Annotated in this window: 24 protein-coding genes; 12 read left to right on the top strand and 12 right to left on the bottom strand. The window is 59.2% G+C overall.

Annotated features, from left to right (window positions below; translation table 11 throughout):
* Positions 1–88 precede the first annotated feature (88 nt).
* The 5 genes from ACP7AJ_RS11780 to ACP7AJ_RS11760 all read right to left on the bottom strand — a co-directional run bounded on the left by ACP7AJ_RS11780 (position 89) and on the right by ACP7AJ_RS11760 (position 5,786).
* Entirely contained in the window at positions 89–469 is a 381-nt protein-coding gene (locus tag ACP7AJ_RS11780) for a hypothetical protein (protein WP_426060402.1), read from the bottom strand.
* A complete protein-coding gene (locus ACP7AJ_RS11775) occupies positions 444–935 on the bottom strand; it encodes a hypothetical protein (protein WP_426060401.1) in 492 nt (163 codons plus the stop codon). Before ACP7AJ_RS11775 ends, ACP7AJ_RS11780 begins: the two co-directional genes overlap by 26 nt.
* A 448-nt stretch (positions 936–1,383) precedes the next feature.
* Positions 1,384–3,384, bottom strand: a complete 2,001-nt coding sequence (locus ACP7AJ_RS11770) for an alpha-ketoacid dehydrogenase subunit alpha/beta (RefSeq protein WP_426060400.1) — start codon at positions 3,382–3,384, stop codon at positions 1,384–1,386.
* A 61-nt stretch (positions 3,385–3,445) separates the two neighbouring features.
* Positions 3,446–4,045 carry a hypothetical protein gene (locus tag ACP7AJ_RS11765; RefSeq protein ID WP_426060399.1) on the bottom strand — a complete coding sequence of 200 codons (600 nt, stop codon included), beginning with the start codon at positions 4,043–4,045 and terminating at the stop codon, positions 3,446–3,448.
* A gap of 82 nt (positions 4,046–4,127) precedes the next feature.
* A complete protein-coding gene (locus ACP7AJ_RS11760) occupies positions 4,128–5,786 on the bottom strand; it encodes an FAD-binding dehydrogenase (RefSeq protein WP_426060398.1) in 1,659 nt (552 codons plus the stop codon).
* A gap of 100 nt (positions 5,787–5,886) precedes the next feature.
* Here ACP7AJ_RS11760 and ACP7AJ_RS11755 point away from each other — a divergent pair, with 100 nt between their 5' ends.
* Positions 5,887–7,122, top strand: a complete 1,236-nt coding sequence (locus tag ACP7AJ_RS11755) for a M16 family metallopeptidase (protein WP_426060397.1) — start codon at positions 5,887–5,889, stop codon at positions 7,120–7,122.
* 98 nt (positions 7,123–7,220) lie between these two features.
* Here the strand turns inward: ACP7AJ_RS11755 and ACP7AJ_RS11750 are convergent, their stop codons facing one another.
* The 3 genes from ACP7AJ_RS11750 to ACP7AJ_RS11740 all read right to left on the bottom strand — a co-directional run bounded on the left by ACP7AJ_RS11750 (position 7,221) and on the right by ACP7AJ_RS11740 (position 9,074).
* The gene (locus tag ACP7AJ_RS11750; protein ID WP_426060396.1) at positions 7,221–7,574 is read right to left on the bottom strand and encodes a hypothetical protein; all 354 of its coding nucleotides are present in this window, start codon (positions 7,572–7,574) and stop codon (positions 7,221–7,223) included.
* Positions 7,575–7,776: 202 nt separating this feature from the next.
* A complete protein-coding gene (locus tag ACP7AJ_RS11745) occupies positions 7,777–8,214 on the bottom strand; it encodes a hypothetical protein (RefSeq protein ID WP_426060395.1) in 438 nt (145 codons plus the stop codon).
* 167 nt (positions 8,215–8,381) lie between these two features.
* Positions 8,382–9,074: a hypothetical protein gene (locus ACP7AJ_RS11740; protein ID WP_426060394.1), complete on the bottom strand. Its 693-nt coding sequence runs from the start codon at positions 9,072–9,074 to the stop codon at positions 8,382–8,384.
* Positions 9,075–9,198: 124 nt separating this feature from the next.
* Between ACP7AJ_RS11740 and pheS the strand changes: the two genes are divergently transcribed.
* From pheS to ACP7AJ_RS11700, 8 genes are all read left to right on the top strand, one after another.
* Entirely contained in the window at positions 9,199–10,248 is a 1,050-nt protein-coding gene (gene pheS / locus ACP7AJ_RS11735) for a phenylalanine--tRNA ligase subunit alpha (protein WP_426060393.1), read from the top strand.
* 236 nt (positions 10,249–10,484) lie between these two features.
* Positions 10,485–10,697: a hypothetical protein gene (locus ACP7AJ_RS11730; protein ID WP_426060392.1), complete on the top strand. Its 213-nt coding sequence runs from the start codon at positions 10,485–10,487 to the stop codon at positions 10,695–10,697.
* 130 nt (positions 10,698–10,827) lie between these two features.
* Positions 10,828–12,141 carry a 30S ribosomal protein S12 methylthiotransferase RimO gene (gene rimO, locus ACP7AJ_RS11725; protein ID WP_092670507.1) on the top strand — a complete coding sequence of 438 codons (1,314 nt, stop codon included), beginning with the start codon at positions 10,828–10,830 and terminating at the stop codon, positions 12,139–12,141.
* A 223-nt stretch (positions 12,142–12,364) separates the two neighbouring features.
* On the top strand, positions 12,365–13,951 hold the full coding sequence (gene bshC / locus ACP7AJ_RS11720) for a bacillithiol biosynthesis cysteine-adding enzyme BshC (protein ID WP_426060391.1): 1,587 nt from the start codon (positions 12,365–12,367) through the stop codon (positions 13,949–13,951).
* 20 nt (positions 13,952–13,971) lie between these two features.
* A complete protein-coding gene (locus tag ACP7AJ_RS11715; RefSeq protein WP_426060390.1) occupies positions 13,972–14,388 on the top strand; it encodes an Imm50 family immunity protein in 417 nt (138 codons plus the stop codon).
* A complete protein-coding gene (locus ACP7AJ_RS11710; RefSeq protein ID WP_426060389.1) occupies positions 14,385–14,978 on the top strand; it encodes a 5-formyltetrahydrofolate cyclo-ligase in 594 nt (197 codons plus the stop codon). The genes ACP7AJ_RS11715 and ACP7AJ_RS11710 overlap by 4 nt, the downstream gene beginning before the upstream one ends.
* A gap of 127 nt (positions 14,979–15,105) precedes the next feature.
* Positions 15,106–15,633, top strand: coding sequence for an ExbD/TolR family protein (locus tag ACP7AJ_RS11705; RefSeq protein WP_426060388.1), 528 nt, complete (start codon positions 15,106–15,108; stop codon positions 15,631–15,633).
* Positions 15,630–16,469 (top strand): energy transducer TonB, encoded by an 840-nt coding sequence (locus tag ACP7AJ_RS11700; RefSeq protein WP_426060387.1) that lies wholly within the window; start codon positions 15,630–15,632, stop codon positions 16,467–16,469. Before ACP7AJ_RS11705 ends, ACP7AJ_RS11700 begins: the two co-directional genes overlap by 4 nt.
* Before the next feature lie 175 nt (positions 16,470–16,644).
* Here ACP7AJ_RS11700 and ACP7AJ_RS11695 read toward each other — a convergent pair whose 3' ends face one another.
* The 3 genes from ACP7AJ_RS11695 to mnmD all read right to left on the bottom strand — a co-directional run bounded on the left by ACP7AJ_RS11695 (position 16,645) and on the right by mnmD (position 19,436).
* Positions 16,645–17,217: a GDYXXLXY domain-containing protein gene (locus ACP7AJ_RS11695; RefSeq protein ID WP_426060386.1), complete on the bottom strand. Its 573-nt coding sequence runs from the start codon at positions 17,215–17,217 to the stop codon at positions 16,645–16,647.
* Positions 17,218–17,233: 16 nt separating this feature from the next.
* Positions 17,234–18,496, bottom strand: coding sequence for a DUF2157 domain-containing protein (locus ACP7AJ_RS11690; RefSeq protein WP_426060385.1), 1,263 nt, complete (start codon positions 18,494–18,496; stop codon positions 17,234–17,236).
* A gap of 217 nt (positions 18,497–18,713) precedes the next feature.
* Positions 18,714–19,436: a tRNA (5-methylaminomethyl-2-thiouridine)(34)-methyltransferase MnmD gene (gene mnmD / locus ACP7AJ_RS11685; protein WP_426060384.1), complete on the bottom strand. Its 723-nt coding sequence runs from the start codon at positions 19,434–19,436 to the stop codon at positions 18,714–18,716.
* A gap of 11 nt (positions 19,437–19,447) precedes the next feature.
* Here mnmD and ACP7AJ_RS11680 point away from each other — a divergent pair, with 11 nt between their 5' ends.
* From ACP7AJ_RS11680 to rlmN, 3 genes are all read left to right on the top strand, one after another.
* Positions 19,448–19,873, top strand: a complete 426-nt coding sequence (locus ACP7AJ_RS11680) for a thioesterase family protein (RefSeq protein ID WP_426060383.1) — start codon at positions 19,448–19,450, stop codon at positions 19,871–19,873.
* A 53-nt stretch (positions 19,874–19,926) separates the two neighbouring features.
* Positions 19,927–20,352: an energy transducer TonB gene (locus ACP7AJ_RS11675; protein WP_426060382.1), complete on the top strand. Its 426-nt coding sequence runs from the start codon at positions 19,927–19,929 to the stop codon at positions 20,350–20,352.
* Positions 20,353–20,423: 71 nt separating this feature from the next.
* A complete protein-coding gene (gene rlmN / locus ACP7AJ_RS11670; protein ID WP_426060381.1) occupies positions 20,424–21,506 on the top strand; it encodes a 23S rRNA (adenine(2503)-C(2))-methyltransferase RlmN in 1,083 nt (360 codons plus the stop codon).
* 106 nt (positions 21,507–21,612) lie between these two features.
* Here rlmN and ACP7AJ_RS11665 read toward each other — a convergent pair whose 3' ends face one another.
* The gene (locus ACP7AJ_RS11665) at positions 21,613–22,593 is read right to left on the bottom strand and encodes a hypothetical protein (protein WP_426060380.1); all 981 of its coding nucleotides are present in this window, start codon (positions 22,591–22,593) and stop codon (positions 21,613–21,615) included.
* Positions 22,594–22,782: the final 189 nt, after the last annotated feature.

Raw genomic sequence — 22,782 nt, 5'->3', positions numbered from 1 at the left:
GGAGGCAGCTCGGCAGGTTAGCATTGGTACTACGGGAAACAGTAGCACTTGCACTACAACTGTTTTACAACAGTTGATTCCCCTGGCATCATTCATTTTTTCCCAACTGCCGTGGTTTTGCCGGGCTGAGGCTTTTTTTACCAAGGCGCAGACCCAGAAAGCCGGACTTTTTTGCCTGGACCACCGGCTCTGGCTCGTAATCGACTTCGTTGTCGAGCTCGTCGTAAGGCTGAAGTTTGGGCGGGTCGCTCTGGCCACGCTTGAGGCGAGCAGCCGTAACCCCGAGGTGGCTATCCTTGTAGGGCGCGTCGGTGCGCTTTGCATCGCGCAAGGCCCGCCGGGTGGCAGCCTTGTGCTTGGCGGTCTTCTCGTGCACAATTTGAGCCGTGGCTACTTGGCTGCTTAGCAACAGCGCCAGCGCCAGCAGCAGGCCCAGCCGTAGGCTACGACTTACCTGCCGGGGTAGCACCGGGAGTGGGGTCGGGCATGGCAGTGGGCTCCACAGGTTGCTTGGGAGCAGGCCGATGGTCGGGGCTGTAGTTGGGTTTGCCATGCTTAATGAATTTGAAGAAGTGACGAATTGCCTTCCAGGGGCGAAAAGGCTTGGGAGCAGGCTTGTTGATGCGCCGACGCATCAGTTTGGGCTTTTTCATCAGCCCGTTTTTATCGTAGCGAATTGTGGAGCGCTCGGGGAGTGTACGGGCTTCAGGCGTAGTGGGTGGAGCTTTTATGGCGCCCCCGGTGGGAGTGGAAACGTCGGTGGCGGCTTCTTCTTTGGCCCGGGCTCGCTTGTTGAGGAAATTAGGGGGCTCGTTTTTTTTGCGCGCAGCCACTGCGGCTTTTTGCTGGGCCTTGAATTCGGGCGAGGGTTTGGGCGTGGGAAGGCGGTAGGGCCGAAAAATGCTACAGCTGCCCAGTACAATAAGCAGCAGCAAGCCTAATACCGAACGAATTGTAATAGAAGGTAGACAGTATATCACCGTATAGCGCGCAGAGTTAGAAAAATAAACGAGAGAAAGATACGTGAAAGTAAGCGCGAAAACCGCGCCAACCCATCGTGACTGGTTACCGCCTAAATCCAATTGCGCCGTTGAGCTCAGGCATCTACTGCCAAGCAGTGGCGTTTTTATTGCTTCGTTAAACCAAAGCTGTCATACTTTTTCGGCTTCTGCCTGCGAGCTTGCTAACGGACCGGACCAGGGCTTGGCAGTAGATAAAAAGCTGTTTGCGCTAGTTGTCTTCCGCCATTAAAGCGGTGTAGAGACACCACACCTGGCGTCTCGGCGTCCGCGCCGTTGATACACATGCATCGTTCAACGAAGAGACGCTGGGTGTGGCGTCTCTACACTGTTCTGACAAATTCTTTTGCTACCTCAAAGCACTCTAGTAGTTGCGCAGCGCTTCCACTTGCTCGCGGAGGCGCTGCTGGGGTAGGAAGGCAGCCTCCAAGGGTGGCGCAAAGGGAATGGCGGTGTCCAGCGAAGCCACGCGGCGCACGGGGGCGTCGAGGTGCTCGAAGCAGTTTTCGCCAATCCAAGCCGCGATTTCGCCGCCGATGCCGCCGGTCAGGGTGTCTTCGTGCAGCACGAGCACACGGCCGTTTTTCCCTACGGTTTGGCGCACGGCCTCCTGGTCCCAGGGCAGCAGGGTGCGCAGGTCGAGGATGTCGGCCGACACCTTCAAGTCTTCGCACACCTGCAGGGCCCAGCGCACGCCCATGCCGTAGGTAATGATGCTCAACTCGTCGCCTTCGGCCGCCAGCGCAGCTTTGCCGATGGGCGTTGTGTAATAGGCCTCGGGCACGGGGCCACTCAGGCTGCGGTAGAGCATCTTATGCTCGAAATACATCACCGGGTTAGGGTCTTCGATGGCCGCGCAGAGCAGGCCCTTGGCGTCGTGCGGGTTGCTGGGGTACACAACTTTCAGGCCGGGCACGTGCGTAAACCACGCCTCGTTGCTCTGGCTGTGGAAGGGGCCGGCGGCGCTGCCGGCACCAGTGGGCATGCGCACCACCACATCAGCGTTCTGGCCCCACCGGTAGTGGCTTTTGGCGAGGTTGTTTACAATCTGGTTGAAGCCACAGGTTACAAAGTCGGCAAATTGCATTTCGACCATGCTTTTCTTGCCCTTGATGCTCAGGCCCAGACCCGCGCCCACGATGGCCGACTCGCACAGGGGGGTGTTGCGGACCCGCGCCTTGCCAAACTCGGCCACGAAGCCCTCCGTGATTTTGAACACCCCGCCGTAGTCGGCAATGTCCTGGCCCATGAGCACGAGGTCGGGGTAGCGCTCCATGCTTTGGCGCAGGCCCTCGGAAATAGCGTCGATAAAGCGCTTTTCGGGGGCAGGCCCGTTGGCCGGTGCATCGTTTTTCGGCGCCTCGAAGGGCTGGTACATGTCGGCAATTTCCTCCTGCACGTCGGCCGTGGGCATGGGCATGGCGTCGGCTTCCTGCAAGCCAGCTTCGATGGCGGCCTTGATTTTCTCGCGGATGCCGTGCTTGGCGGTTTCGGTCAGGATGCCTTCCTCCAACAACCACTTCTCGTAGTTTTCCACCGGGTCTTTAGCGGCCCACTCTTCCATCAGGGACTGGGGCACGTACTTGGTGCCGCTGGCTTCTTCGTGGCCGCGCATCCGGAACGTGAGGGCTTCAACCAGCACGGGGCGCGGGTTTTGGCGGAGGTCTTCGGCCAAGCGCTTGACGGTGGTGTACACTTCCAGCACGTTGTTGCCGTCGACCTGCACGGCTTCCATGCCGTAGGCCGGGCCTTTGTCGACGAAGGACTTGAAGCGGAACTGCTCGTTGCTGGGCGTGCTAAGGCCGTAGCCGTTGTTTTCAATCACGAAAATGACCGGCAGCTGCCATACGGCGGCCACGTTTAGGGCCTCGTGGAAGTCGCCTTCGCTGGCGCCACCGTCGCCGCTGTAAGTCAGGGTCACTTTGGGCTTTTGGTCGAGCACGTCGGCCAGGGCAATGCCGCCGGCTACGGCCAGTTGCGGCCCAAGGTGCGAAATCATGCCTACGATGTGGTGCTCGTTGCTGCCGAAGTGGAAGCTGCGGTCGCGCCCCTTGGTGAAGCCCGTGCGCTTGCCCTGCCACTGTGCAAACAGCCGCCCCAGCGGCACCTCGCGCCCCGTGAACACGCCCAAGTTGCGGTGCAGCGGCAAAATGTATTCGTCGGGCTCCAGGGCCAGGGTGCTGCCCACCGAAATGGCCTCCTGCCCAATGCCCGAAAACCACTTGCTTATCTTGCCCTGGCGCAGCAAAATCAGCATTTTTTCCTCAATCAGCCGCGGCCGCAGCAGGTGCTGGTAGAGGTGCAGGAGGGTCTCGTTGGAATGGTCGAGGCGGTCGAAATGGAGCGCAGTGGCAACTGGAGTCATGGGTGGGAGGCAAGAAACGGAGGAACCCGACAAAGGTAACAGGGCTCCGCTTGCTCCGTTCCTAGTGGCTCAGCTGAATATCGAAACGGCCTTCGGCTACCTGCAATTCGGCGGGCAGCTCGGCCGAGCGCCTAGCGCCGTGGCGCGGTGCAGCCTGCAGTTCAAAATGGCCTGCAACAAAAGGCTGCGCCCCGGTGGTATCGAGGCGGGTGATGGTGAGCGTGCCCGTGTGCTGGCTGTCACTGACGTAATCCATGAGGCCGTTGGCCGCTTTGAGCTCTGCGAAATTGCCTGCCTCGGCTACGCCCAACTCGTACACTCCTGGTCCGGTCACGCGGCTGAGGCGGAAATGAAAGTTGGTAACCGGCCCGACTACCTGCAGGCGCCGAAAGGCATCGAGGCGCAGCTCGCCGTTATGGTAGCGGGCGGTGGGCGTTATCACCTTGCCGGCGAGGGTGCTGGCATTGTTGGCCTCCCACACCTGGTCGTTTACGCGGCAGCCGAAGGTGTTCAGGCCGGCTTGGGTGGCGGCGGGCACCTGCACGGGCTGTACTGTCGGATACAGGTTGTCGAGCGAGTCTTCGCAACTCATGAGCAGCGGGAGCAGCAGCAAGAAACCTGTCCGTTTTAGCTGGGTGGCAGCGCGTAAGATGTTGTGCATAGCGTGGCAGAAGAAAGGGTTAGGACGGCCCCGGGCGAAAGTACATAGCAACCTCTAATTATTATTTTTAATTAACCTCTACTTAAACATTGCCTGCCGCCGCTCGCCCTGCCGCCCGGCCCGAGAAAATACAGCCGCCCAGAAACGTGCCTTCAAGGGCCCGGTAGCCATGCATGCCGCCCCCACCGAAGCCAGCCACCTCGCCGGCCGCGAATAGCCCCGGCAGGGGCTGGCCAGCCGCGTTCAGCACCCGGCCTTCCAAGTCGGTGTGCAGGCCGCCGAGGGTTTTGCGGGTGATGATGTGCAGGCGCACCGCCATGAGCGGACCGTTGGCCGGGTCGAGCAGGGCGTGGGGCTTGGCCGTGCGAATGAGGCGGTCGCCGAGGTACTTGCGAGCGCCGCGCAGGGCCGTGAGTTGTTGGTCTTTGCCGAAGGGGTTGAGGAGCTGCCGGTCACGGCTTTCGATTTCGGCTTGCAGCGTGGCCAAGTTCAGCAGCGGCTCGGGGGTGAGAGCGTTCATGCCGCGCACTAGGTCAGGCAGGCTGTGGCGCACCACAAAGTCGGCTCCTTTTTCGATGAAGGCCCGCAGCGGCGGGGTGCCACCCCCGCGTACCCGGCCCAGCGTTTGAACAATGCTTTTGTTGGTAAGGTCGGGGTTTTGCTCGGAGCCCGATAGGGCAAACTCTTTCTCGATAATCTTTTGGGTGAGCACAAACCACGTGTAGTCGTAGCCCGTTTTCTGAATGTGAGCCAGCGTGCCCAGCGTGTCGAACCCCGGAAACAGTGGCGCGGGCAGGCGCTGCCCTCGAGCATCGAACCACAGCGACGACGGCCCCGGCAGAATGCGGATGCCGTGCATGGGCCAGATGGGGTTCCAGTTCTGGATTCCCTCGGTGTAGTGCCACATACGGTCGGAGTTTATCAGCTGGCCACCCACGGCTTCGGTGATGCCCAGCATGCGGCCATCGACGTGGGCCGGCACGCCCGAAATCATGTGGGCCGGGGCCGCGCCCAGCCGGGCAGGCCAGTTGCGGCGCACCAGCTCGTGGTTGCCGCCAATGCCGCCCGCCGTCACGATAACTGCTCCAGCGCTCAACTCGAAGTCGCTCACCACCGTGCGGCTGCTGGAGACGCCGCGGGCAGCGTCGCTGGCTTCCAATATTTCGCCACGCACGCCGGTCACGGCACCGTTAGTTAACACCAGCTCGTTCACCCGGTGGCGAAATTTGAAGCCTAGCAGGCCCTTGGCCTCCGCAGTGCGGGCCTGAGTAATGAAGGGCGCCACCACGCCCGGCCCGGTGCCCCAGGTCACGTGGAAGCGTGGCACGGAGTTGCCGGAGCCGCTGGCCCCTGCCCCACCCCGCTCGGCCCAGCCCACGATGGGGAAGAACCGAATACCCCGCTCGCGGAGCCAACTTCGTTTCTCGCCTGCGGCCCACTGCACGTAGGCGTCGGCCCAGCGGCGCGGCCAAGCGTCCTCGGGACGGTCGAAGCCGGCGGTGGCTTGCCAATCGTGCCAGGCCAAGTCGACGTTGTCGCGAATACCTAAGCGGCGCTGCTCGGGCGAGTTCACCAGAAAGAGTCCGCCAAATGACCAGAACGCCTGACCGCCAAGGTTCTGCTCGGGCTCCTGGTCGAGCACAAGCACCTTTTTGCCCGCGGCGGTGGCTTCGGCCGCGGCTACCAGGCCCGAGAGGCCGGCCCCGATGATGAGAACATCGCAGAGAAGAGAGGTTTGCATACGGTAAGATAGTAAGCAAGCCGGCCTCTTATTGCGTACACCTTTTTGGGGCCTGGGCTGTTAAGTTTGCTCCAGCGGATATTCTCAACCAGACTTTGTAATGATTCATTTCCAGGAATTCACCCTCGATAACGGCCTGCGCTGCATCGTACACGAAGATTTCTCGACCCCCATGGCGGTTCTCAACGTGATGTACGACGTGGGGTCGCGCGATGAGGACGCTGAGCACACCGGCTTCGCACACTTGTTTGAGCACCTCATGTTCTCGGGCTCGGTAAATATTCCTAGTTACGACGAGCCGCTGCAGCGCGTGGGAGGCGAAAACAATGCCTTCACCAGCTCCGACATCACCAACTACTATCTCTCGCTGCCGGCCGCCAACCTCGAAACCGGCTTCTGGCTGGAGAGCGACCGGATGCTGAACCTGGCTTTCTCCGAAAATGGGCTGGAAGTGCAGCGCAAAGTAGTGGTCGAAGAATTCAAGCAGAACTACCTCAACCAGCCCTACGGCGACGTGTGGCTCAAGCTAAAGCCCCTCGCCTACCAAACCCATCCCTACCAGTGGAACACCATCGGGAAGGAGATTTCACACATCGAAAACGCGGTAATGGACGACGTGCGCGGGTTTTTCCAAAAGCACTACGCGCCCCAAAACGCTATTCTGGTAGTGGCCGGTGCCGTGAGCACTGCCGAAGTTCGACGCCTGGCTGAGAAGTGGTTCGGCCCCATTCCCGGTGGGCCGGCCTATAAGCGCCAGCTCCCCGTCGAGCCCGCCCAGCAGGAGCCCCGCCACCTGCGCACTTCGGCGCCCGTGCCGCTGAGTGCTTTGTACAAAGCCTACCACATGCCCGCCCGCTCCGACGAGCGCTACCACGCCGTGGATTTGCTGAGCGACGTACTAGGCCGGGGGAAATCGGCGCGCCTGCACCAGCGCCTAGTGAAAGAACTGGCCCTGTTCAATAACATTTCGGCTTCTCCCACAGGCTCTCTCGACCCCGGATTGCTCGTCATCAGCGGCAAGCTGAATGCGGGGGTGAACTTGCAAGAGGCCGATGCCGCCGTGGAGGCCATTGTCTCCGAGTTTGTGCAAGAAGACGTGGACGCCCAGGAGCTGGAAAAAGTAAAAAACCAGGCCGAGAGCAGCCTGGTTTTCGGCGAAATCGACTTGCTGAACCGGGCGCTGAATCTGGCGTATAGCAAGCTGCAGGGCGATGCCAACCTAGTGAACGACGAGAGCCGCCGCATTCAGGCCGTGACCGTGGCCGATGTGCGCAGTGCCGCGCAGTTGGTGCTACGGCCCGAGAACTGCAGCACCTTATACTACGAAGCAGTATAGCTGCTGCCTAAGCCGGGCCTGAACCAAGCCCGTCCGAGCAGCAAAAAGCCCGTTGTGCTGAGCACAACGGGCTTTTTGCTGCTCGGACGGGCCGCTGCTTACTTGCGCTTGGCGGGAGCCTGGCTATCGCGGCTCAGCGAGCTATTGACGGACTTAGGCGTGGCGGGGCGACGGGCACGGTTGTCGTTGTAGCCGCCGTTGGCGCGGTAGCCTTCCTGCTTGCGCATGGGTACGCCGGGAGCCAGGTATGCGGTGCCATCCTTCATGTCCTGCGGTACGCCGGCACCGTAGGGCTTGCCCGTGTGCGGATTGATTTTTACCGCAGGCTTGGGGGCCATGCGGCTCGAGTACGGCGCGATTTTTTTGCGCGCGGCACGGGGCTTGGTTTGCGCATTAGCATCAGCCAAGGTCAGGCTGAACAGTACAAGGGAAGCAAAGAAGTAACGTATCATAGCATAGGTTTTTGAAGAACAGGACAAAACCCTGTATTGTGAATGGTGAAAAAGACAGCCACAGCTTGTTTAAACCGGGCCAAAATCTCATCGGCTTTTATCATACGCGCATTCACCAGTGGGGGTGGTCGAGCTTATAATAAAAGCCGATGAAAAGGGGTAGATACTCGTTGAGCCCGGTGCACGGCCGGACCGGTATTGACTAATTGCCGAGGGTAGTTTGGGCGCTGGTAGCGGCGGGCTTGCGGGGCGGGCGCACGCTGTAGGGCACGGGCACCTTGCTGGTGCGGATGTGCACGGGCATGCCAGGCGCAGCATAAACATTGGCGTTGTCGAGCTCGCCGCGCGAAGTAGACGCCCCGGCGTTTCCGTAGTTCCAGCCCTCATCGGCAGTTGTGGCGGTGGAGGCAACAGCCGTTTGCGATTCTTCCAGGGCCGGCCAGCCATCGTTGATAACGGGCGTAGTGGGGGCCGATTTCACAGCTACTTTCCGAGCCTTCTTGGCGGCGCGCGCCGAAGCGTTGGCCGACTTAACGGTGGTTTTAGCGGTCGATTTGGTGGTGGCTGCAGGAGCGGTCTGGGCACTGGCTTCAGCTACCAAAAACACCGATAGGGCGAGGGTAATTACGGAACGAAACATAGCTGGAAAACGGATAAGTGAGTGGATACTTATCCCAAAAACGAAAACCGTGCCGAAACCCTCTTAGCCCTCTAAAAACACGCAAAACGGCCCGGAAACCCACTTTTATCTGGGGTTTCCGGGCCGTGTAGGCACCTAGCAGCTGTTGGTAGCTCGGGGCAGTTAGCTTACCAGCCCGAGGGGGCGGCAGGAGCTTTTTTCTTGGTTTTGGCAGGAGCCGTTTTGTTGCTGGTGCCGGCGGCGGGAGCCGTGGGGGCCGCGCTCGGAGCAGCAGCACCGGCGGCAGGAGCACTCATCGCATCGGCACCAGTAGCCCCTGTGCGGGGCGCAACAGCGCCGTTGCCGGCACCAGTAGCTTGGCTAGCACCCGTCATGTCGCCACCATTTACTTGGGTCGGAACCGCGGCGGGACGGTTGAGTTTATTCATGCGGTTGAGGCGACGCTCGCGGGCAGCTGCGGCGTCGTTGGCCATTACGCTACGGCCGCTTTGCAGCATCACCGGCATGCCGGGAGCGGCCGACATGCCAGCCCGGTCATTGCCGCCATTGCCGTTTCCGCCGCTGGTAGGGCCGGGCACGAAGCTATTGTCGGGGGGCGTAGAAGCCGTATTGCCGGGGTTCACATCGGGCTGGGCCGGGGCGCTGGGGTAGGGCGACACGGTGCGGCCGTCGTTTTGCGGAGTGGCCTGATTGCCGGGGGCGCGGGTCTGGCCGCTGGTAGCAGCTTTGGTAGTAGTGGTTTTCTTGGTAGAGCTCTTTTTGGGAGCCCCCCAGGAATCGTCGGAACCCCAACCGGCTTGGGCTGAGGCACCAGTAGCCACGGCTACGGTTAAGAACAACGAAAGCAGCGTGCGTTTCATAATATCAGAGTAATTTATGCCGAGGTAGGTTAGAGTCCGTTGAAGACGAAGCGTGGCAGATAAGTTCCGAATGCATACGCTAAACGTTCGGGCAGGGTACGCCTAGTGCCCTAACTTTGTGCCTATGATGCAGGAATCTATTGCAAGCCTCGCGGCCGAAATTACGACGGCTGACTTAAGCAGCGCCGCCCACCTCGATGCGTTTCGCATCAGCTACCTTGGCCGCAAAGGTCGCTTGGCCGACTTGTTCGACCAACTCAAAACCGTGCCCGCCGACGAAAAGCGCGCCGTGGGCCAGCAGCTCAATGCCCTGAAGCAGCAGGCCCAGGCCCGCTTCGACGTAGCCCAGCAAGCCGCCGAGTCGGCTGCCGAAAACGCGCCCGCCAACCCCGATTTCGACTACACCCTCCCGCCCGTACCCAACGCCTTGGGCACCCGCCACCCGCTGAGTTTGGTGCGCGAAGAAATGATGCGCGTGTTCGCCCGCATTGGCTTTGCCATTGCCGAGGGCCCAGAGATTGAGGACGACTGGCACAATTTCACGGCCCTCAACTTCCCCGAAAACCACCCGGCCCGCGACATGCAGGACACGTTTTTTGTAGCTCCTGCTGCAGGCGCCGAAGCCGGCACCCAGCCCCACTTGCTGCGCACCCACACCAGCACCGTGCAGGTGCGCGTGATGGAAACGGAGCCCTTGCCCATCCGGAAGGTGATGCCGGGCCGCGTGTTCCGAAACGAGGCCATTTCGGCCCGGGCCCACATGATGTTTCACCAGGTGGAAGGCATTTTCATTGACGAAGGCGTGAGCTTCGCCGACCTCAAGCAAACGGTGTACTACTTCGTGCAGGAGCTGTTTGGGCAGGACATTGACATCCGCTTCCGGCCCAGCTTCTTCCCCTTCACCGAGCCCAGCGCCGAAATCGACATCACCTGCCTCATCTGCAAGGGCTCGGGCTGCAACATCTGTAAAGGCGCGGGCTGGGTTGAAATCGGCGGCTGCGGCATGGTGGACCCCGCCGTGCTCGAAAACGCTAAGATTGATTCTGATAAATATTCGGGCTACGCCTGGGGCATGGGCATCGAGCGCATTGCCATGCTCAAGTACCAAATAAAGGACCTGCGGCTGTTCACCGAGAACGATATGCGGTTCCTAAGGCAGTTTGAGGCGCTGTAGGGCCTGCAGGCTACTTTACGCCCCTTAATTATTAACGCCGCCTGTCATGCTGAGCGGAGCAGCGCATCTTGTCACGCCACAACGATTTGTTTGGCAGTAATAAGATGCTTCGCTCCGCTCAGCATGACAGGCGTCTATTTTGTTTTGCATGAGTACCGGCCTGGTATGCGCTCAACGAACTGGTGCGAGGGTTTATGGCCTGGGGGTAGTTTCGCTGACTCACGGGCTTTTCGTTTATGATTTACATGCTGCACGTGCCGTTTGTGAACTATGCCACTGAACTGGTGTTGCGCTACGGACATGGAGTTCCTCACCTTCATTTGCTTACCTACCTCGGCCTGCCGCTGTTGGTGATTATGGTGAGTGTAGCCACAGCGGCGCTGCTGCGGTGGGCGGTACCCGGCGTTTATGCCACGCTCACTGGTGGGCGGGGACTGGCTACTTCGTAATTTTGTAATCCAAAAAGAACTGCCCGCCCCCGGCGCATTTTATCCAGGCTTTTATTTCAGCCCTCCCCGGCTGCCCGCTACCCCTACGAAATCTGCCCAACGAGCGCGGATTTCGACAAAAACGTGATTCATGAAGGTTAGAAATCAAACCACCAATAAAGTAAACGTCATCACCCTGGGCTGTTCCAAGAACATCGTGGACAGCGAAGTCTTGATGGGCCAGCTCCAGGCCAACGACTTCGATGTGACCCACGAAGCGGAAAAGTCGGACGCCAACATCGTTATTATCAATACCTGTGGCTTCATCGACAACGCCAAGCAGGAAAGCATCGACACCATCCTGCGCTACGCGGATGAGAAAGAAGCCGGCCGCCTCGACAAGCTCTACGTGACGGGTTGCCTTTCGCAGCGCTACAAAGACGAGCTGGAAGTAGAAATCCCGCAGGTAGATGCCTACTTCGGCACCCTGGAGCTGCCCCAGATGCTGAAGGTGCTCAACGCCGACTACAAGCACGAGCTCATCGGCGAGCGCCTCATCACCACGCCGCGCCACTACGCTTACTTTAAAATAGCTGAGGGCTGCAACCGCCCCTGCTCGTTCTGCGCCATCCCGCTGATGCGCGGCAAGCACGTAGACCGCCCCATCGAGGACTTGGTGAAGGAAGCCAAGCGCCTGGCCGGCATGGGCACCAAGGAGCTTATCCTCATTGCCCAGGACCTGACGTACTACGGCCTACAGGCCTATGGTGAGCGCAAGCTGGCCGATTTGCTCCGTAACCTGTCCGACGTGAACGGCATCGACTGGATTCGCCTGCAGTACGCCTACCCTTCGCAGTTTCCACTGGATGCACTGGATGTGATGGCCGAGCGCGATAACATCTGCAAGTACCTCGACATGCCCCTGCAGCACGGTTCCGACAACATGCTCAAGTCCATGCGCCGCGGCATCACCAAGCGCCGCACCATCGAGTTGGTGGATACCATTCGGCAGCGCGTGCCGGGCATTGCGCTGCGCACCACGCTCATCAGCGGCCACCCCGGCGAAACCGAGCAGGACTTCCGCGAGATGTACGATTTCGTGGAGCAAACCCGCTTCGAGCGCCTGGGCATCTTCACGTACTCGCACGAGGAAAACACGCATTCGCATACCCTCGTCGACGACGTACCGGCCGAGTTGAAGCAGGAGCGCGCCGACGCCATCATGGAGCTGCAGCAGGGCATTTCGATGGAGCTGAACGAAGCCCGCGTGGGCCAGACCTACAAGGTATTGTTCGACCGCAAGGAAAGCGGCCATTTCGTGGGCCGCACGGAGTTTGACTCCCCGGAAGTTGACAACGAAGTGCTGGTGCCTGTGGAGCGCGATACGTTTGTGCGACTGGGCGATTTCGCGAATGTGAAGATTACCGCAGCGACGGACTTCGACCTGTACGGCAAGCTTGTCTAGACCGCGGATTTTCCGAATTGGTCGGATTTATCGGATTTTGTGGATGCCGCTAATTGGCATTATCACTGATGCTTATCGTCCTTTTCACAATATTTAAGTTCTCAAAAGGCAGCCGAGTGGCTGCCTTTTTTGTTAAAGCCCGACCTTCGTCCTATCAATGCCGAAACACGCGGTTTTGCGCCCTCAACAAAATCCGTGAAATCCGCTTAATCCGAATGAATCCGTGGTTCAGACAATTTCTTACGCCGAAACCGGCTCCTTCTCCGGCCTCCTAACCGATTACATTGCCCAGAAGCCAGCCCTGGCACCTTTCTACAACCGCTGGCCCTCACTGGAAAACTTTGCTGCTCAAATCGAGGAGAAGAAAGCCGCTTATACGCCCGAGGCCCGCAAGCGCCTGGTAGCCGCCCTGCGCGACCAATACGGCCTAGCGCCCGAGCCGGCCATAGAGGAAAGCCTGCTGCTGCTAGCCGAGCCCACTACGTTTACCGTGACCACCGGGCACCAGCTCAACTTGCTCACCGGGCCGCTATACTTTATTTATAAGATTGTCTCGGCCATCAAATTGGCCCGCCAGCTCAAGGAGGCTTATCCAGAGTACGACTTCGTGCCGGTATACTGGATGGCCACCGAGGACCATGACTTCGCCGAAATCAATCACTTCTCGCTGTTCGGCAAAACCTACTCCTGGGACGCGGCTAACCCTGGCGGGCCCGTGGGCCGGCTGCCCCTGGATGGATTTGCGGAGCAGCTGCTGAGTCAGTTGCCACCCGAAGTGCCGGCGGCCTTTCACAAGGCTTACACCGACTCGAAAAACTTAGCCGAAGCCACCCGCAAGCTGGCCGACGCACTGTTTGGGGAGTTTGGCTTGGTGACCCTGGACGCTGACCGGCCCGGTCTGAAGCAGGCGCTGGTGCCACTGCTGGAAAAGGAAATTACCGAGCACGTTTCCAACGGCGCCGTGCAGGCCACCAATGCGCAGCTCACGGCCGCGGGCTACAAGCCGCAGGTGTATTCGCGGCCTATCAACCTGTTTTTCATCACGGATGAAGGCAAGCGCGAGCGACTGGAGCCCGACACTAGCGGCGCCGACTGCGTGGAAGTGACCATCCGCAACACGGCCCGCTGCCACAGCCAGACCGAGCTATTGGCCTTGGCCAAGCAGCATCCCGAGCAGTTCAGCCCCAACGTGGTGCTGCGGCCGGTGTACCAGGAAATCCTGTTGCCCAACCTCGTGTACATCGGCGGCGCGGCCGAGGTAGCGTACTGGTTTCAGTTGAAGGAGGTGTTTGTGGCCTTTGGCGTGCCCATGCCCATTGTGCTCCCCCGCAACTCGGCCGAGTATATCAGCCGCGCCAATGCCGGCAAGCTTAAGAAGCTGGGTCTGACCTGGCGCGAGATTTTCAAGCCCCTGCCGGAGCTAAAGAAGCAGGTAGGTGCCGCCCTTGGCCAGGAAGAAATCAGCTTTAAGGCGCAGCAGCAGGCGCTGGCCGCCGCTTTCCAGCAGGTGCAGGAAGTGGCCCAGCGCCTCGACCCTACTTTGGTGAAAACGGTGGCCGCCGAAGCCCAAAAAGCCGCCGCTGGTCTCGCCGGCCTAGAAAAGCGCCTGAGCAAAGCGGCCGAAACCAAGCACGAAACGGCTTACACCCAGCTCACGGCACTTAAGGAGAAGCTGTTTCCGGGAGGTGGCCTGCAGGAGCGCAGCGAAAATGTGCTGAGCATCCTGATTAACAACCCGGAATTTATTCAGGACCTTTTCGAGGCCTTCGAGCCACTGAAGCTGGAGTTTACGGTGCTCGAAGAGGAATAGTCGTCTTAGAAAACCCAAAAATGGAAGCTGATTTCATTGAGAATGGTGAGTTGGTCATCCAGCATTTTGGGTACTGGCCGACCTTTCACGACGCGGAAATTTTATCTCTCTGCTATGAGCGCAATTATGCGGAGGGCTGTCCTACGCTCGTTTTGAAAGTTTACTCGTTTGAGATGACTAATAAAAGAGTTGGTCGTTATTTCAAGCTTATTAAGCACTGCTTAGTAGAATTTGAGCTTCGGGGGATATTTGACAACGAAATGGACGGATTCAATCATCAAAACGCAGTCAATGGCATCTCTTTTCGTCAAGAAAACGACTTGATAAGTTGCGATATAGACCCTACTTTTGGTATTGGTGCCACCATCGTAGCCAGACAACTAATTGTAAAAAGCTTGCTGCCTTTGGCGCACGACCCAAAGCATAGCCAAACGTGACTAAAGCTGCCCTGCGCCGTGCTGCCTTCACCCGCCGCCAAGCCCTTTCGTCAGCCGAAGTAGCGCATCGCAGCGAGCAGCTTTGTGAGCAGCTGTTCCGACATTTTCCGGTGGCGCAGTGGCGCTGGCTGCACCTGTTTTTGCCTTTGGCCAAGCAAAAGGAGCCCGACACTTGGCACATCATTCACCGCATTTGGGCTGAGAAGCTATCGGTGCGCCTGGCTGTGCCCGTGGTGCAGGCCGATGGCACTTCGCTCAAACACTACGAGCTGACGCCCGACACGCCGTTGCGCCAAAACCGCTGGGGCATTCCTGAGCCGGAGGCCGTTGCCGAAACAGAAGTTTCGCCCGCAATACTTGATGCCGTGCTCGTGCCCCTGCTGGCCGTGGACGCGACCGGCCACCGCGTGGGCTACGGCGGAGGTTTCTACGACCGTTTCTTGACGGAATGTGGCCCCAATGCCCAGTTTATCGGCCTGAGTGTGCTCGATGAAGCTCCCGTGGCGCGCATCAGCGACGTGCTTCCCACTGATGTGCCATTACACGCCTACCTCACTTCGGGGGACACTCGGCGTTTTGGGGCATCTTAAGAAAACGTATGCTAGCAGCATATTATTATGCTTATAAAATTTAATTTTTCAGGCATAATAGTCTCACAATAAGGCAATCTAGCGTTGCGTTAGCCGGGTATCTTTCACCTCATACGGTATAGAAACCATGGCAGAAATCCAGCAGAATGCGGCTGGCGCAGGCAAGCCCGGCAAGCGACGAGCGAAGAAGATGTCGACCCGCATCGACATGACCCCAATGGTGGACCTGGCGTTTCTGCTGCTCACCTTCTTCATGCTCACCACCACCTTTGCCAAGCCCTACACCATGGAGCTGGAGATGCCGGTGAAGAGCACTGAGCCCAGCAAGGTGCCCATGTCGAAGGCCATGACCATCATCTTGGGCAAAGACCACCAAGTACACTACTTCACCGGGCTGAATGCGCCCAGCGACAAAACTGTTCCGATACCCGAGCTGAAGACAACCTACTTTGCCCTGAAGGGCATCCGCGAAGTTCTGCGCAAGCGGCAGCAGGGCGAGCCCGAACTGGTCGTGCTCATTAAGCCGAGCGCTGATTCTAAGTACCAGGACATGGTGGACATTCTGGATGAGATGAACATCACCCGCCAGAAAAAATATGCGCTGGTCAAGATTACCCAAGACGATTTAACCCTACTTAAAACCGCAGCCTTATGATGACTAATTCTCAGCTGGCCACGGCCAGCCTCGACGACATCGTGTTCGATGGTCGCAACCGCCACTACGGAGCCTATGAGCTCCGCGCCCTCTACCAGCGCCACATGACCCGCGCGCTGATTATTGCGACGGCCCTGTGTGCCCTGCTGCTGGTGCTGCCGGTGGTGGCGCAGTTGCTAAAGGATAAGGCGGCGCCCGTCGCCGTCACCGAGGTGTTCATTAAACCCATCGATGTCTCCACCAAACCCGATATCGTGATAACGCCGCCCCCGCCCGCAGCAGTAAAGCCGGCCGTACAGCCACCCAAGCCACCCACCATTCAGAACGTGGCGCCGGTAGTGACAAAAGACTCTGAGGCGCCCGAGAAATCCAAAGTGCCCGACCAGGAGCAACTGATAGGCAAGACTTCCGGACTGGTAATATCCATCGGTGAGCCCGGTGCTTCGCCCGACGCTGTTCCCGAAGGCTTGACGCCCGGAGACGGCAATGGAGTTATCGAAGACGTGGTAAAAGATAGAACTTACACCTTTGTGGAGCAGATGCCGGAACTGCCCGGTGGCGGTGGCACCGCAGCCATTGTAGCGGCTATTCAGCGAGCGGTGAAATACCCGAGCCTTGCCCTAAGCAATGGAGTAGAAGGCCGCGTGTTCGTAAGTTTTACCGTGAATCCGAAGGGTGAGGTGGTTGACGTGGCCATCGTGAAAGGACTGGGCTCAGGCTTGGATGAGGAAACCATGCGCGCCATTCGCACACTGCCCAAATTCATTCCTGGCAAGCAGAACGGCCGGGAGGTGAGCGTGTCGTTCACGGTGCCTGTCACCTATAAGATTCAATAGCTCTGGCTTAGAGCCTATCCGAACATAGGCAAAAAGAACAGTCATGCAGAGCGCAGCGAAGCATCTCTACCTCAATACTAATCTCAGTTAGTTACGCGGTAGAGATGCTTCGCTGCGCTCTGCATGACTGTTCAGGAGCTATTATTGACATTTACATTAAACTCCAAATTCAGGCTCAGCGCTTGGGTTTGGGGTTTTTTGGTGGTTCTTCGACCTTGGCAATGCGGGCCTGCCCCCAAGGAGCGATGCTCACCAGCACTTTCAGCGGGTGTAGGCGGCCGGCTTTTTCCAGGCGCAGGCCACTTCCTTCGGGCACGTAGTAGCGCTCCAGGTTGAAGCGCAAGGCGAAAGAGTTACGGTACACGTGGGTAACCCAGCCACGCAGCACGGCTTGGCCAGGCCCGGCCTTCGGGGCTTTGGGGTAAACGCCTACCGCGGTACTCACGCTGTCGGGGCCGGGGGCGAGCAGCACAAACACGGCTTGGCGGCGGCTGGGGGCGCTGACGGCGTCGCGCCACAGGGGCAGAGGTACTTCGCTGATGGTGTAGCGCAAACGCACAAAATCGCCGTAGAGCAAATCGCGCGGGTCGACGGGCGTAGTGGTCAGGATAACGCTTTGGCCCAGCGCGGCGGTAGCGTAGCCGGCGCCAGCCACGCCCAGCACATAGAGTACCTGGGCAGCTACCAGCAGGCGGAGCAGTGGCCGGCGGCGCGCCGGGTTGGAGAACCATGTCAGCAAATCGGTCATGAAGAATTGCTGAAGATTAAGAATTAGGGGACGAACCAGCCGCGGGCGAGGGCTTTGGGGACACCTCAGGCGTGGTGCTAGCGGCCAGCACCTGGGCGTTGCGGCGGCGCAGGTACCAGCTCAGCCCCAGCAGCAGCACGCCGCCCAGGAGGAAGAAGAGAGACTTATCCAGAAAAGCCCAGGTGAGCTTGAAGTAGGCTACCATGGTAGCCGCCACAAACAGGATAGCGCCGATGGTGAGTTGGTTGGGGTCTTCCTGCCGATGGGCGCGGGCCAGCACCGAGCCGGCGTGCGCATACAGCACCACCAACGTGGCCACGGCCAGCGGCAGCCCGCCGGGCAAGTAAAACCCTGGCAGCAGCAGCAGCCAGTCGAGCAGGGTATCGAATCGGCCCCGCGCCCGCTTGCCGGCCACCGAAAGCGCCAGAACGGCTCCCAGCGCCCCCAAGTAGGGCAGCAGCGGCGGCCGCAGCACGTTGGCGTAGGTGTCGGTTTCGCCAAACGTAGCCAACCCAAACATGAACAAGTAGGCGGCTACCAGCGGCGGCGCCTGCAAGGCCCGGCCTCCGGCGCGCTGGGGCTGCCAGTCGCCAGCCGCGTAGATGAGCATGGCCGGCACGAAAAACCAAGTAATCTTGGCGTGCAGCACCACTATCAGCAGGCCCGCCTGCCACAGCAGCCCGGTAGCCAGTACGCTGCTGCTCACGGCATCGGGCCGGCGCCACCAGTAGTAGCCCATGCCCCCGGCCACCATCACGGCGGTGGCGTAGCTGAAGCTGCCCAGCGCCTGCACGCAATACGTTTGCACGGCCGCCCCAATCAGCACCGTCAGCAGTACCAGCAGACGCGAGCCGTATACGTAGCTGAGGGCCACGCCCGCTACTACCCAGGCCACTAGGCCACTCACGTCGTAGCCCACCAGTTGGTAAATCTGGCTGGTGAGGATGATGCTGGCCCCAAACAATATCAGCCCCAAGCCAATGAGGCCGTGGCCCAAATCGGGGTTGCCGCGCCGCAGAAAGTAGGCCCCGGCCGCGTAGGCGCCCATGAGGCTGCCCAGCATAAGGGCTAGGCGCAGGACGTCGGGCAGGGCTTGCCAGTTAGCGGCCACCACGCTCAGGGCGCTGAGGCCCACCAGCACGCTGCCCAGCAGGGGCAGTAGGCCCAGGGCCTGCGCCTGGTGCGGGTAGCGGGCCAGCAGCTTCTGGCGCTGCTCCTCACTGATAAGGCCTTCTGCTACCCAGGCGGGGCCTTCGGTTTCAAGGAATTTACGACTCATTTGTGATGCAACATACGCTACTTAGTGGGGCAAGGCATTACAGGAGCAGTTTCTGGCCCGCTATTTCGGCTAGTAATATCTTGATGACCTAGCACTAATTGTTGTGCGGCGACACCCCGCCCAACGGTCAGCGTAGCCGGGGCAGCTGGGGAAATCGGTATTGCGCCAGCTGTCCCGGCTGCGCTGACATTAACCTGCTAAACGGTAAAAAGAACACTCAACCAAGTTTGCGGGCCCGCGTCATTTCGCGTTTGCCGGGTGGCCCGGGCAGCTTTTCGGTTAGCCAGCCTGCGGCTCGCAGGTTGCGCCGAAACTGGCCTTGGGCGCAGTAGCTAACCAGCACCGCCCCCGGGACAGCGGCAGCGTACAGCTGCTCAAAGATGGCTTCGGTCCAAAGCTCGGGCTGCTTGTCGGGCGCAAAGGCATCGAAATACATTAGGTCGTAGTGGCTGGGCGGCAGGATGGCCTCCTGCAGGGGCTGATGCATTTTGGTAAGCACAATGCCAGGCAGCAACTCGGTTGGCGAGCCCCAGGCGGCGGCGTGAAGCTCTGCGAACAGCTCTTTTAGCAAGGTGCCGCGCTGGTCCCATTCGGGCTGCAGGGCCGCCACCACGGCCGCCGGCAGCAAGTAGGTCTCTAGACCATCGTACGCAATTAAGGCGCCAGCTGCAAAGGCCGAGTCCAGCGTCAACAGCGCATTCAGGCCGGTACCCAGCCCCACTTCCAGAATGCGCAACGGACGTGCCAGCCCGCCGCCGGCTTGCAGCAATGGCCACAGCCCCTGCTTGAGGAAGACGTATTTTGACTCCTGACGCGCCCCGTGCCTGGAGTGGTAATGCTCGTCCAAGACCGGCACAAAGAGCGTAACCGAGCCGTCTGCCGTGGCCCGAACTTCTACCTTTGGCTGTTCACAAAATTGCTCCTTGTCATTATTATTCATCAACTGAATTTATGGCCCGCGTAAAAGTAGCCCTGCCCGAAACCTTCTCCTGCACCGCCAAAATCCCCGTGCGCATCACCGACCTCAACTACGGCGGCCACCTCGGCAACGACGCACTACTGGGCATTCTGCACGAGGCACGGGTGCAGTTCCTGCGCTCGATAGGCATGGAAAACGACTACGACCCTGTGAGCAAGCTCGGGCTCATCATGGTAGATGTGGCCATGGAATACAAGGGCGAAGCTTTTCATGGCGACGTGCTGCACATCAAAATGGCAGCCGCCGACCCCAACAAGTACGGCTTTGATGTGGTGTATCACGTGCACAACCTGGCCGGCAAGGAAATAGCGCGGGCCAAAACTGGTATGCTGTGCTTCGACTACAACATTCGAAAGCTACGGCTGCTGCCGGAGGCGCTGGCGGCGCAGGTGAAGTGAGGATTCATACATCTAATTTTGCCATTGCATTATCAGTCAACCCTTCTACCCACATGACGTCTTCGAAAATGCTGCTAAGCAGCTTATTTGTTGTGGTACTTACTTTTCCAGCGCTGGCCCAACAAGCTGGCACACCGCCCAAAGCCATTTATACTTACATCGATCAGCCTCCCCTACTGCCCGGCAACGACGGCATAGGAGCCATCTCAAAAGCAGTTCAGCAACAACTGGCGTATCCGCCCCAGGCGCTGCGCGATGGTATGGTGGGCAAGGTATTTGTGGACGTAACAGTTGCAAAAGAGGGGTCGGTTTATGAAGCAAAAGTGGTGTGCGGCTTACGGCCCGATTGTGACTCCGCGGCGGTAGCGGCTGTTCAACGCTTGCCGCAGTTGTCGCCGCCCCGGTTCAACGGCTGGCCCGTGTATTACAGCTTCACGCTACCCGTCGTTTTCCAGGCCCCCGTGCCATCTGGCAAGTAGTATAACAAGTAGTATGATATGCCAGCTGTTCTGCGGGAACCCAACGCCCTGCCTGCTTGTATCTTTGTGCTATGCTACTGGAACTGCCCCTCGCCCCCGTCATTAAAAAGCGCGACATCCGCAAAACCTCGCCCGACGAACTCAAGACCTTCATGGTCGAGCACGGCGAGAAGCCCTTCCGCGCCAAGCAGGTGCTGGAATGGCTGTGGAAAAATACCGCCGCCACGTTTGAAGAGATGAACAACATCTCGGTAGCGACGCGCGAGCTTTTGGATAATCATTTCGTTATCAACGGCGTGACGGTGCAGAACAAGCAGCTCAGCAACGACGGCACCATCAAATCGGCCTTCAAGCTGTATGACGGCAATGTGGTGGAAGGCGTGCTCATTCCGCACGACACCCGCATGACGGCCTGCATCAGCTCGCAGGTGGGCTGCTCGCTTACCTGTAAGTTTTGCGCCACCGGCTACATGGACCGTAAGCGCAACCTCGACGCGGCCGAGATTTACGACCAAGTGGTGCGCATTCGCGAGCAGTGCGAGGCCCAATACGGCACACCACTCACCAACATCGTGTACATGGGCATGGGCGAACCCCTGCTTAACTACGCCAACGTGGTGGAAAGCGTGCGCCGCATCACCGCGCCCGATGGCCTGAACATGGCCCCGCGCCGCATTACCATCAGCACGGCTGGCATTGCCAAGATGATTAAGAAGCTGGCCGACGACGACGTGAAAGCCAACTTGGCCCTGTCGCTGCACGCGCCCACCGATGCCAAGCGCAACGAAATAATGCCCATCAACGAAGCCAACTCCCTGGCGGCGCTGAAGGAAGCTCTGCAGTACTATCATCAGAAAACCGGCCGCAAAGTCACCTACGAGTACATCGTGTTCGATGGCTTTAACGATGGGCTGGACGATGCCGAAAACCTTTTCAAGATTGCGAAGTGGCTGCCCTGCAAGGTGAACCTGATTGAGTACAACCCCATCGACAACGCCGACTACCAGAATGCGGCCGACGACAAAATCACTGCCTTCCACAAGTACTTGGCCGACCGCGGCGTGCAAACCAACATCCGCCGCAGCCGAGGCAAGGACATCGATGCCGCCTGCGGGCAGTTGGCCGTGAAGGAGAAGAAGGAAGTAGCTGCTTAAGCACTAGCCGCGGCGCTTGCCTGATATATCAAAAAGCCCAGCCATTGAGAAATGGCTGGGCTTTTTGATGCTACCGCTTTCCGCGGTGTGAGCTTATGACTGGCTTCTACTTTGTGCGCCCAAACCGGTACGTGACTTCGGCAAACGGAATGGCGCTCCCATCGGAATTGTCGCCTCCGCTGTAACGGCTACTGGAGAAACTGTAGAAGCCGTACAACAAACCCAGGCTGCCGCTTAGGCGCTGCCCGGACACGCGCAGTCCGGCAATGCCCCCGATGAGCGTAGCACGGTAACCTTGTTCCGTGATGTTGAGGATGTAGGTCTCGTTCAATAGTGAGATGCGCCTCGCCACCCGTGTGGCTCCGCCTAGCATGAAAACCGGCGTATTAAAGGACTCGCCGCTCACAAAGGCATAGCCGACCCCGGCGGTGACGTTGTTGTCGGCCGAGCCGTAGGTGGTGTTGCCGTACGCCAGGGTATAGGTGTCGCCGCCTTGAAAGGCAATCAGCGCCCCAGCTCCTACGTGCACCCTGTCGTTGCCGCTCACCGGGAAGCTTAACTTGGGCGTAAGGGCAAAAAAGTTTTCGCTGCCTGCCTCCGGTATCCAGCTAAACAGAGCCCCCATCGAGAAATTATCGGTAATGCCGTAGTTCACACCTATCAGGAAAATGTAGATGTTCTGCACGGTGCCCTCGCCGCGGCGCAGGTTGCGGGCCGTGGGGGCAAATGACAGGCGGTTGCCGTTGCCGATGTAATCGTAGCCGAGACGGGCTTGCTCCTGGGTCAGAAGGGTGATTTGCTTGATGTTGGTGCGCTTCACCGTGAGCAGGCCCAGGTCGGTGGTCTCGAACGTAAGCTCCTCAGCACTGACCGTTGTGAGCCGGCCGATGAAGGACGTACCCGAAACCAGCTCGACGGTATAGGTAAGCCCGATTACTTCTCCGGCCCCTCTGGTGGGGGCCAATGCCGGCTGCGCCGGTTGGCCGGTGGCCGTTGGGGGCACGGCGCCGGGCTGCTGAGCCATTGCCGGCAAGCTGAGAAAGGACAGCACGAGGCTGCAACGCAGCGTGTGTAAAAGTAGGGACATAAGAGAAAATTTATTTCTCCAAAGATGTTCTTTGACCCTGATAAATAGCAATCCGACTTTAGCTGTTCAAGGACTTTCTGATTTGTTGCATACTACCTACTGTCCCGATTTTTTACCGTACCCAACACACTAACTATCAATAATTAAAACCATTGCGTTGTCTGACCAGGCTTTTTAAAAAAGGATATT

It is taken from the genome of Hymenobacter sp. B1770 (assembly GCF_049896385.1).
Lineage (GTDB): Bacteria > Bacteroidota > Bacteroidia > Cytophagales > Hymenobacteraceae > Hymenobacter.
Note: the sequence above shows the minus strand (reverse complement) of the source record. Positions and strands in the feature narration are given on the sequence as shown.

What these genes read in the sequence shown, in the direction of transcription:
- ACP7AJ_RS11770 (WP_426060400.1), bottom strand. Translation starts at nt 3,384, where the DNA reads ATGACTCCAGTTGCCACTGCGCTCCATTTCGACCGCCTCGACCATTCC.
- ACP7AJ_RS11765 (WP_426060399.1), bottom strand. Translation starts at nt 4,045, where the DNA reads ATGCACAACATCTTACGCGCTGCCACCCAGCTAAAACGGACAGGTTTC.
- ACP7AJ_RS11760 (WP_426060398.1), bottom strand. Translation starts at nt 5,786, where the DNA reads ATGCAAACCTCTCTTCTCTGCGATGTTCTCATCATCGGGGCCGGCCTC.
- ACP7AJ_RS11755 (WP_426060397.1), top strand. Translation starts at nt 5,887, where the DNA reads ATGATTCATTTCCAGGAATTCACCCTCGATAACGGCCTGCGCTGCATC.
- ACP7AJ_RS11750 (WP_426060396.1), bottom strand. Translation starts at nt 7,574, where the DNA reads ATGATACGTTACTTCTTTGCTTCCCTTGTACTGTTCAGCCTGACCTTG.
- ACP7AJ_RS11745 (WP_426060395.1), bottom strand. Translation starts at nt 8,214, where the DNA reads ATGTTTCGTTCCGTAATTACCCTCGCCCTATCGGTGTTTTTGGTAGCT.
- ACP7AJ_RS11740 (WP_426060394.1), bottom strand. Translation starts at nt 9,074, where the DNA reads ATGAAACGCACGCTGCTTTCGTTGTTCTTAACCGTAGCCGTGGCTACT.
- pheS (WP_426060393.1), top strand. Translation starts at nt 9,199, where the DNA reads ATGATGCAGGAATCTATTGCAAGCCTCGCGGCCGAAATTACGACGGCT.
- ACP7AJ_RS11730 (WP_426060392.1), top strand. Translation starts at nt 10,485, where the DNA reads ATGATTTACATGCTGCACGTGCCGTTTGTGAACTATGCCACTGAACTG.
- rimO (WP_092670507.1), top strand. Translation starts at nt 10,828, where the DNA reads ATGAAGGTTAGAAATCAAACCACCAATAAAGTAAACGTCATCACCCTG.
- ACP7AJ_RS11715 (WP_426060390.1), top strand. Translation starts at nt 13,972, where the DNA reads ATGGAAGCTGATTTCATTGAGAATGGTGAGTTGGTCATCCAGCATTTT.
- ACP7AJ_RS11705 (WP_426060388.1), top strand. Translation starts at nt 15,106, where the DNA reads ATGGCAGAAATCCAGCAGAATGCGGCTGGCGCAGGCAAGCCCGGCAAG.
- ACP7AJ_RS11700 (WP_426060387.1), top strand. Translation starts at nt 15,630, where the DNA reads ATGATGACTAATTCTCAGCTGGCCACGGCCAGCCTCGACGACATCGTG.
- ACP7AJ_RS11695 (WP_426060386.1), bottom strand. Translation starts at nt 17,217, where the DNA reads ATGACCGATTTGCTGACATGGTTCTCCAACCCGGCGCGCCGCCGGCCA.
- ACP7AJ_RS11690 (WP_426060385.1), bottom strand. Translation starts at nt 18,496, where the DNA reads ATGAGTCGTAAATTCCTTGAAACCGAAGGCCCCGCCTGGGTAGCAGAA.
- mnmD (WP_426060384.1), bottom strand. Translation starts at nt 19,436, where the DNA reads ATGAATAATAATGACAAGGAGCAATTTTGTGAACAGCCAAAGGTAGAA.
- ACP7AJ_RS11680 (WP_426060383.1), top strand. Translation starts at nt 19,448, where the DNA reads ATGGCCCGCGTAAAAGTAGCCCTGCCCGAAACCTTCTCCTGCACCGCC.
- ACP7AJ_RS11675 (WP_426060382.1), top strand. Translation starts at nt 19,927, where the DNA reads ATGACGTCTTCGAAAATGCTGCTAAGCAGCTTATTTGTTGTGGTACTT.
- rlmN (WP_426060381.1), top strand. Translation starts at nt 20,424, where the DNA reads ATGCTACTGGAACTGCCCCTCGCCCCCGTCATTAAAAAGCGCGACATC.
- ACP7AJ_RS11665 (WP_426060380.1), bottom strand. Translation starts at nt 22,593, where the DNA reads ATGTCCCTACTTTTACACACGCTGCGTTGCAGCCTCGTGCTGTCCTTT.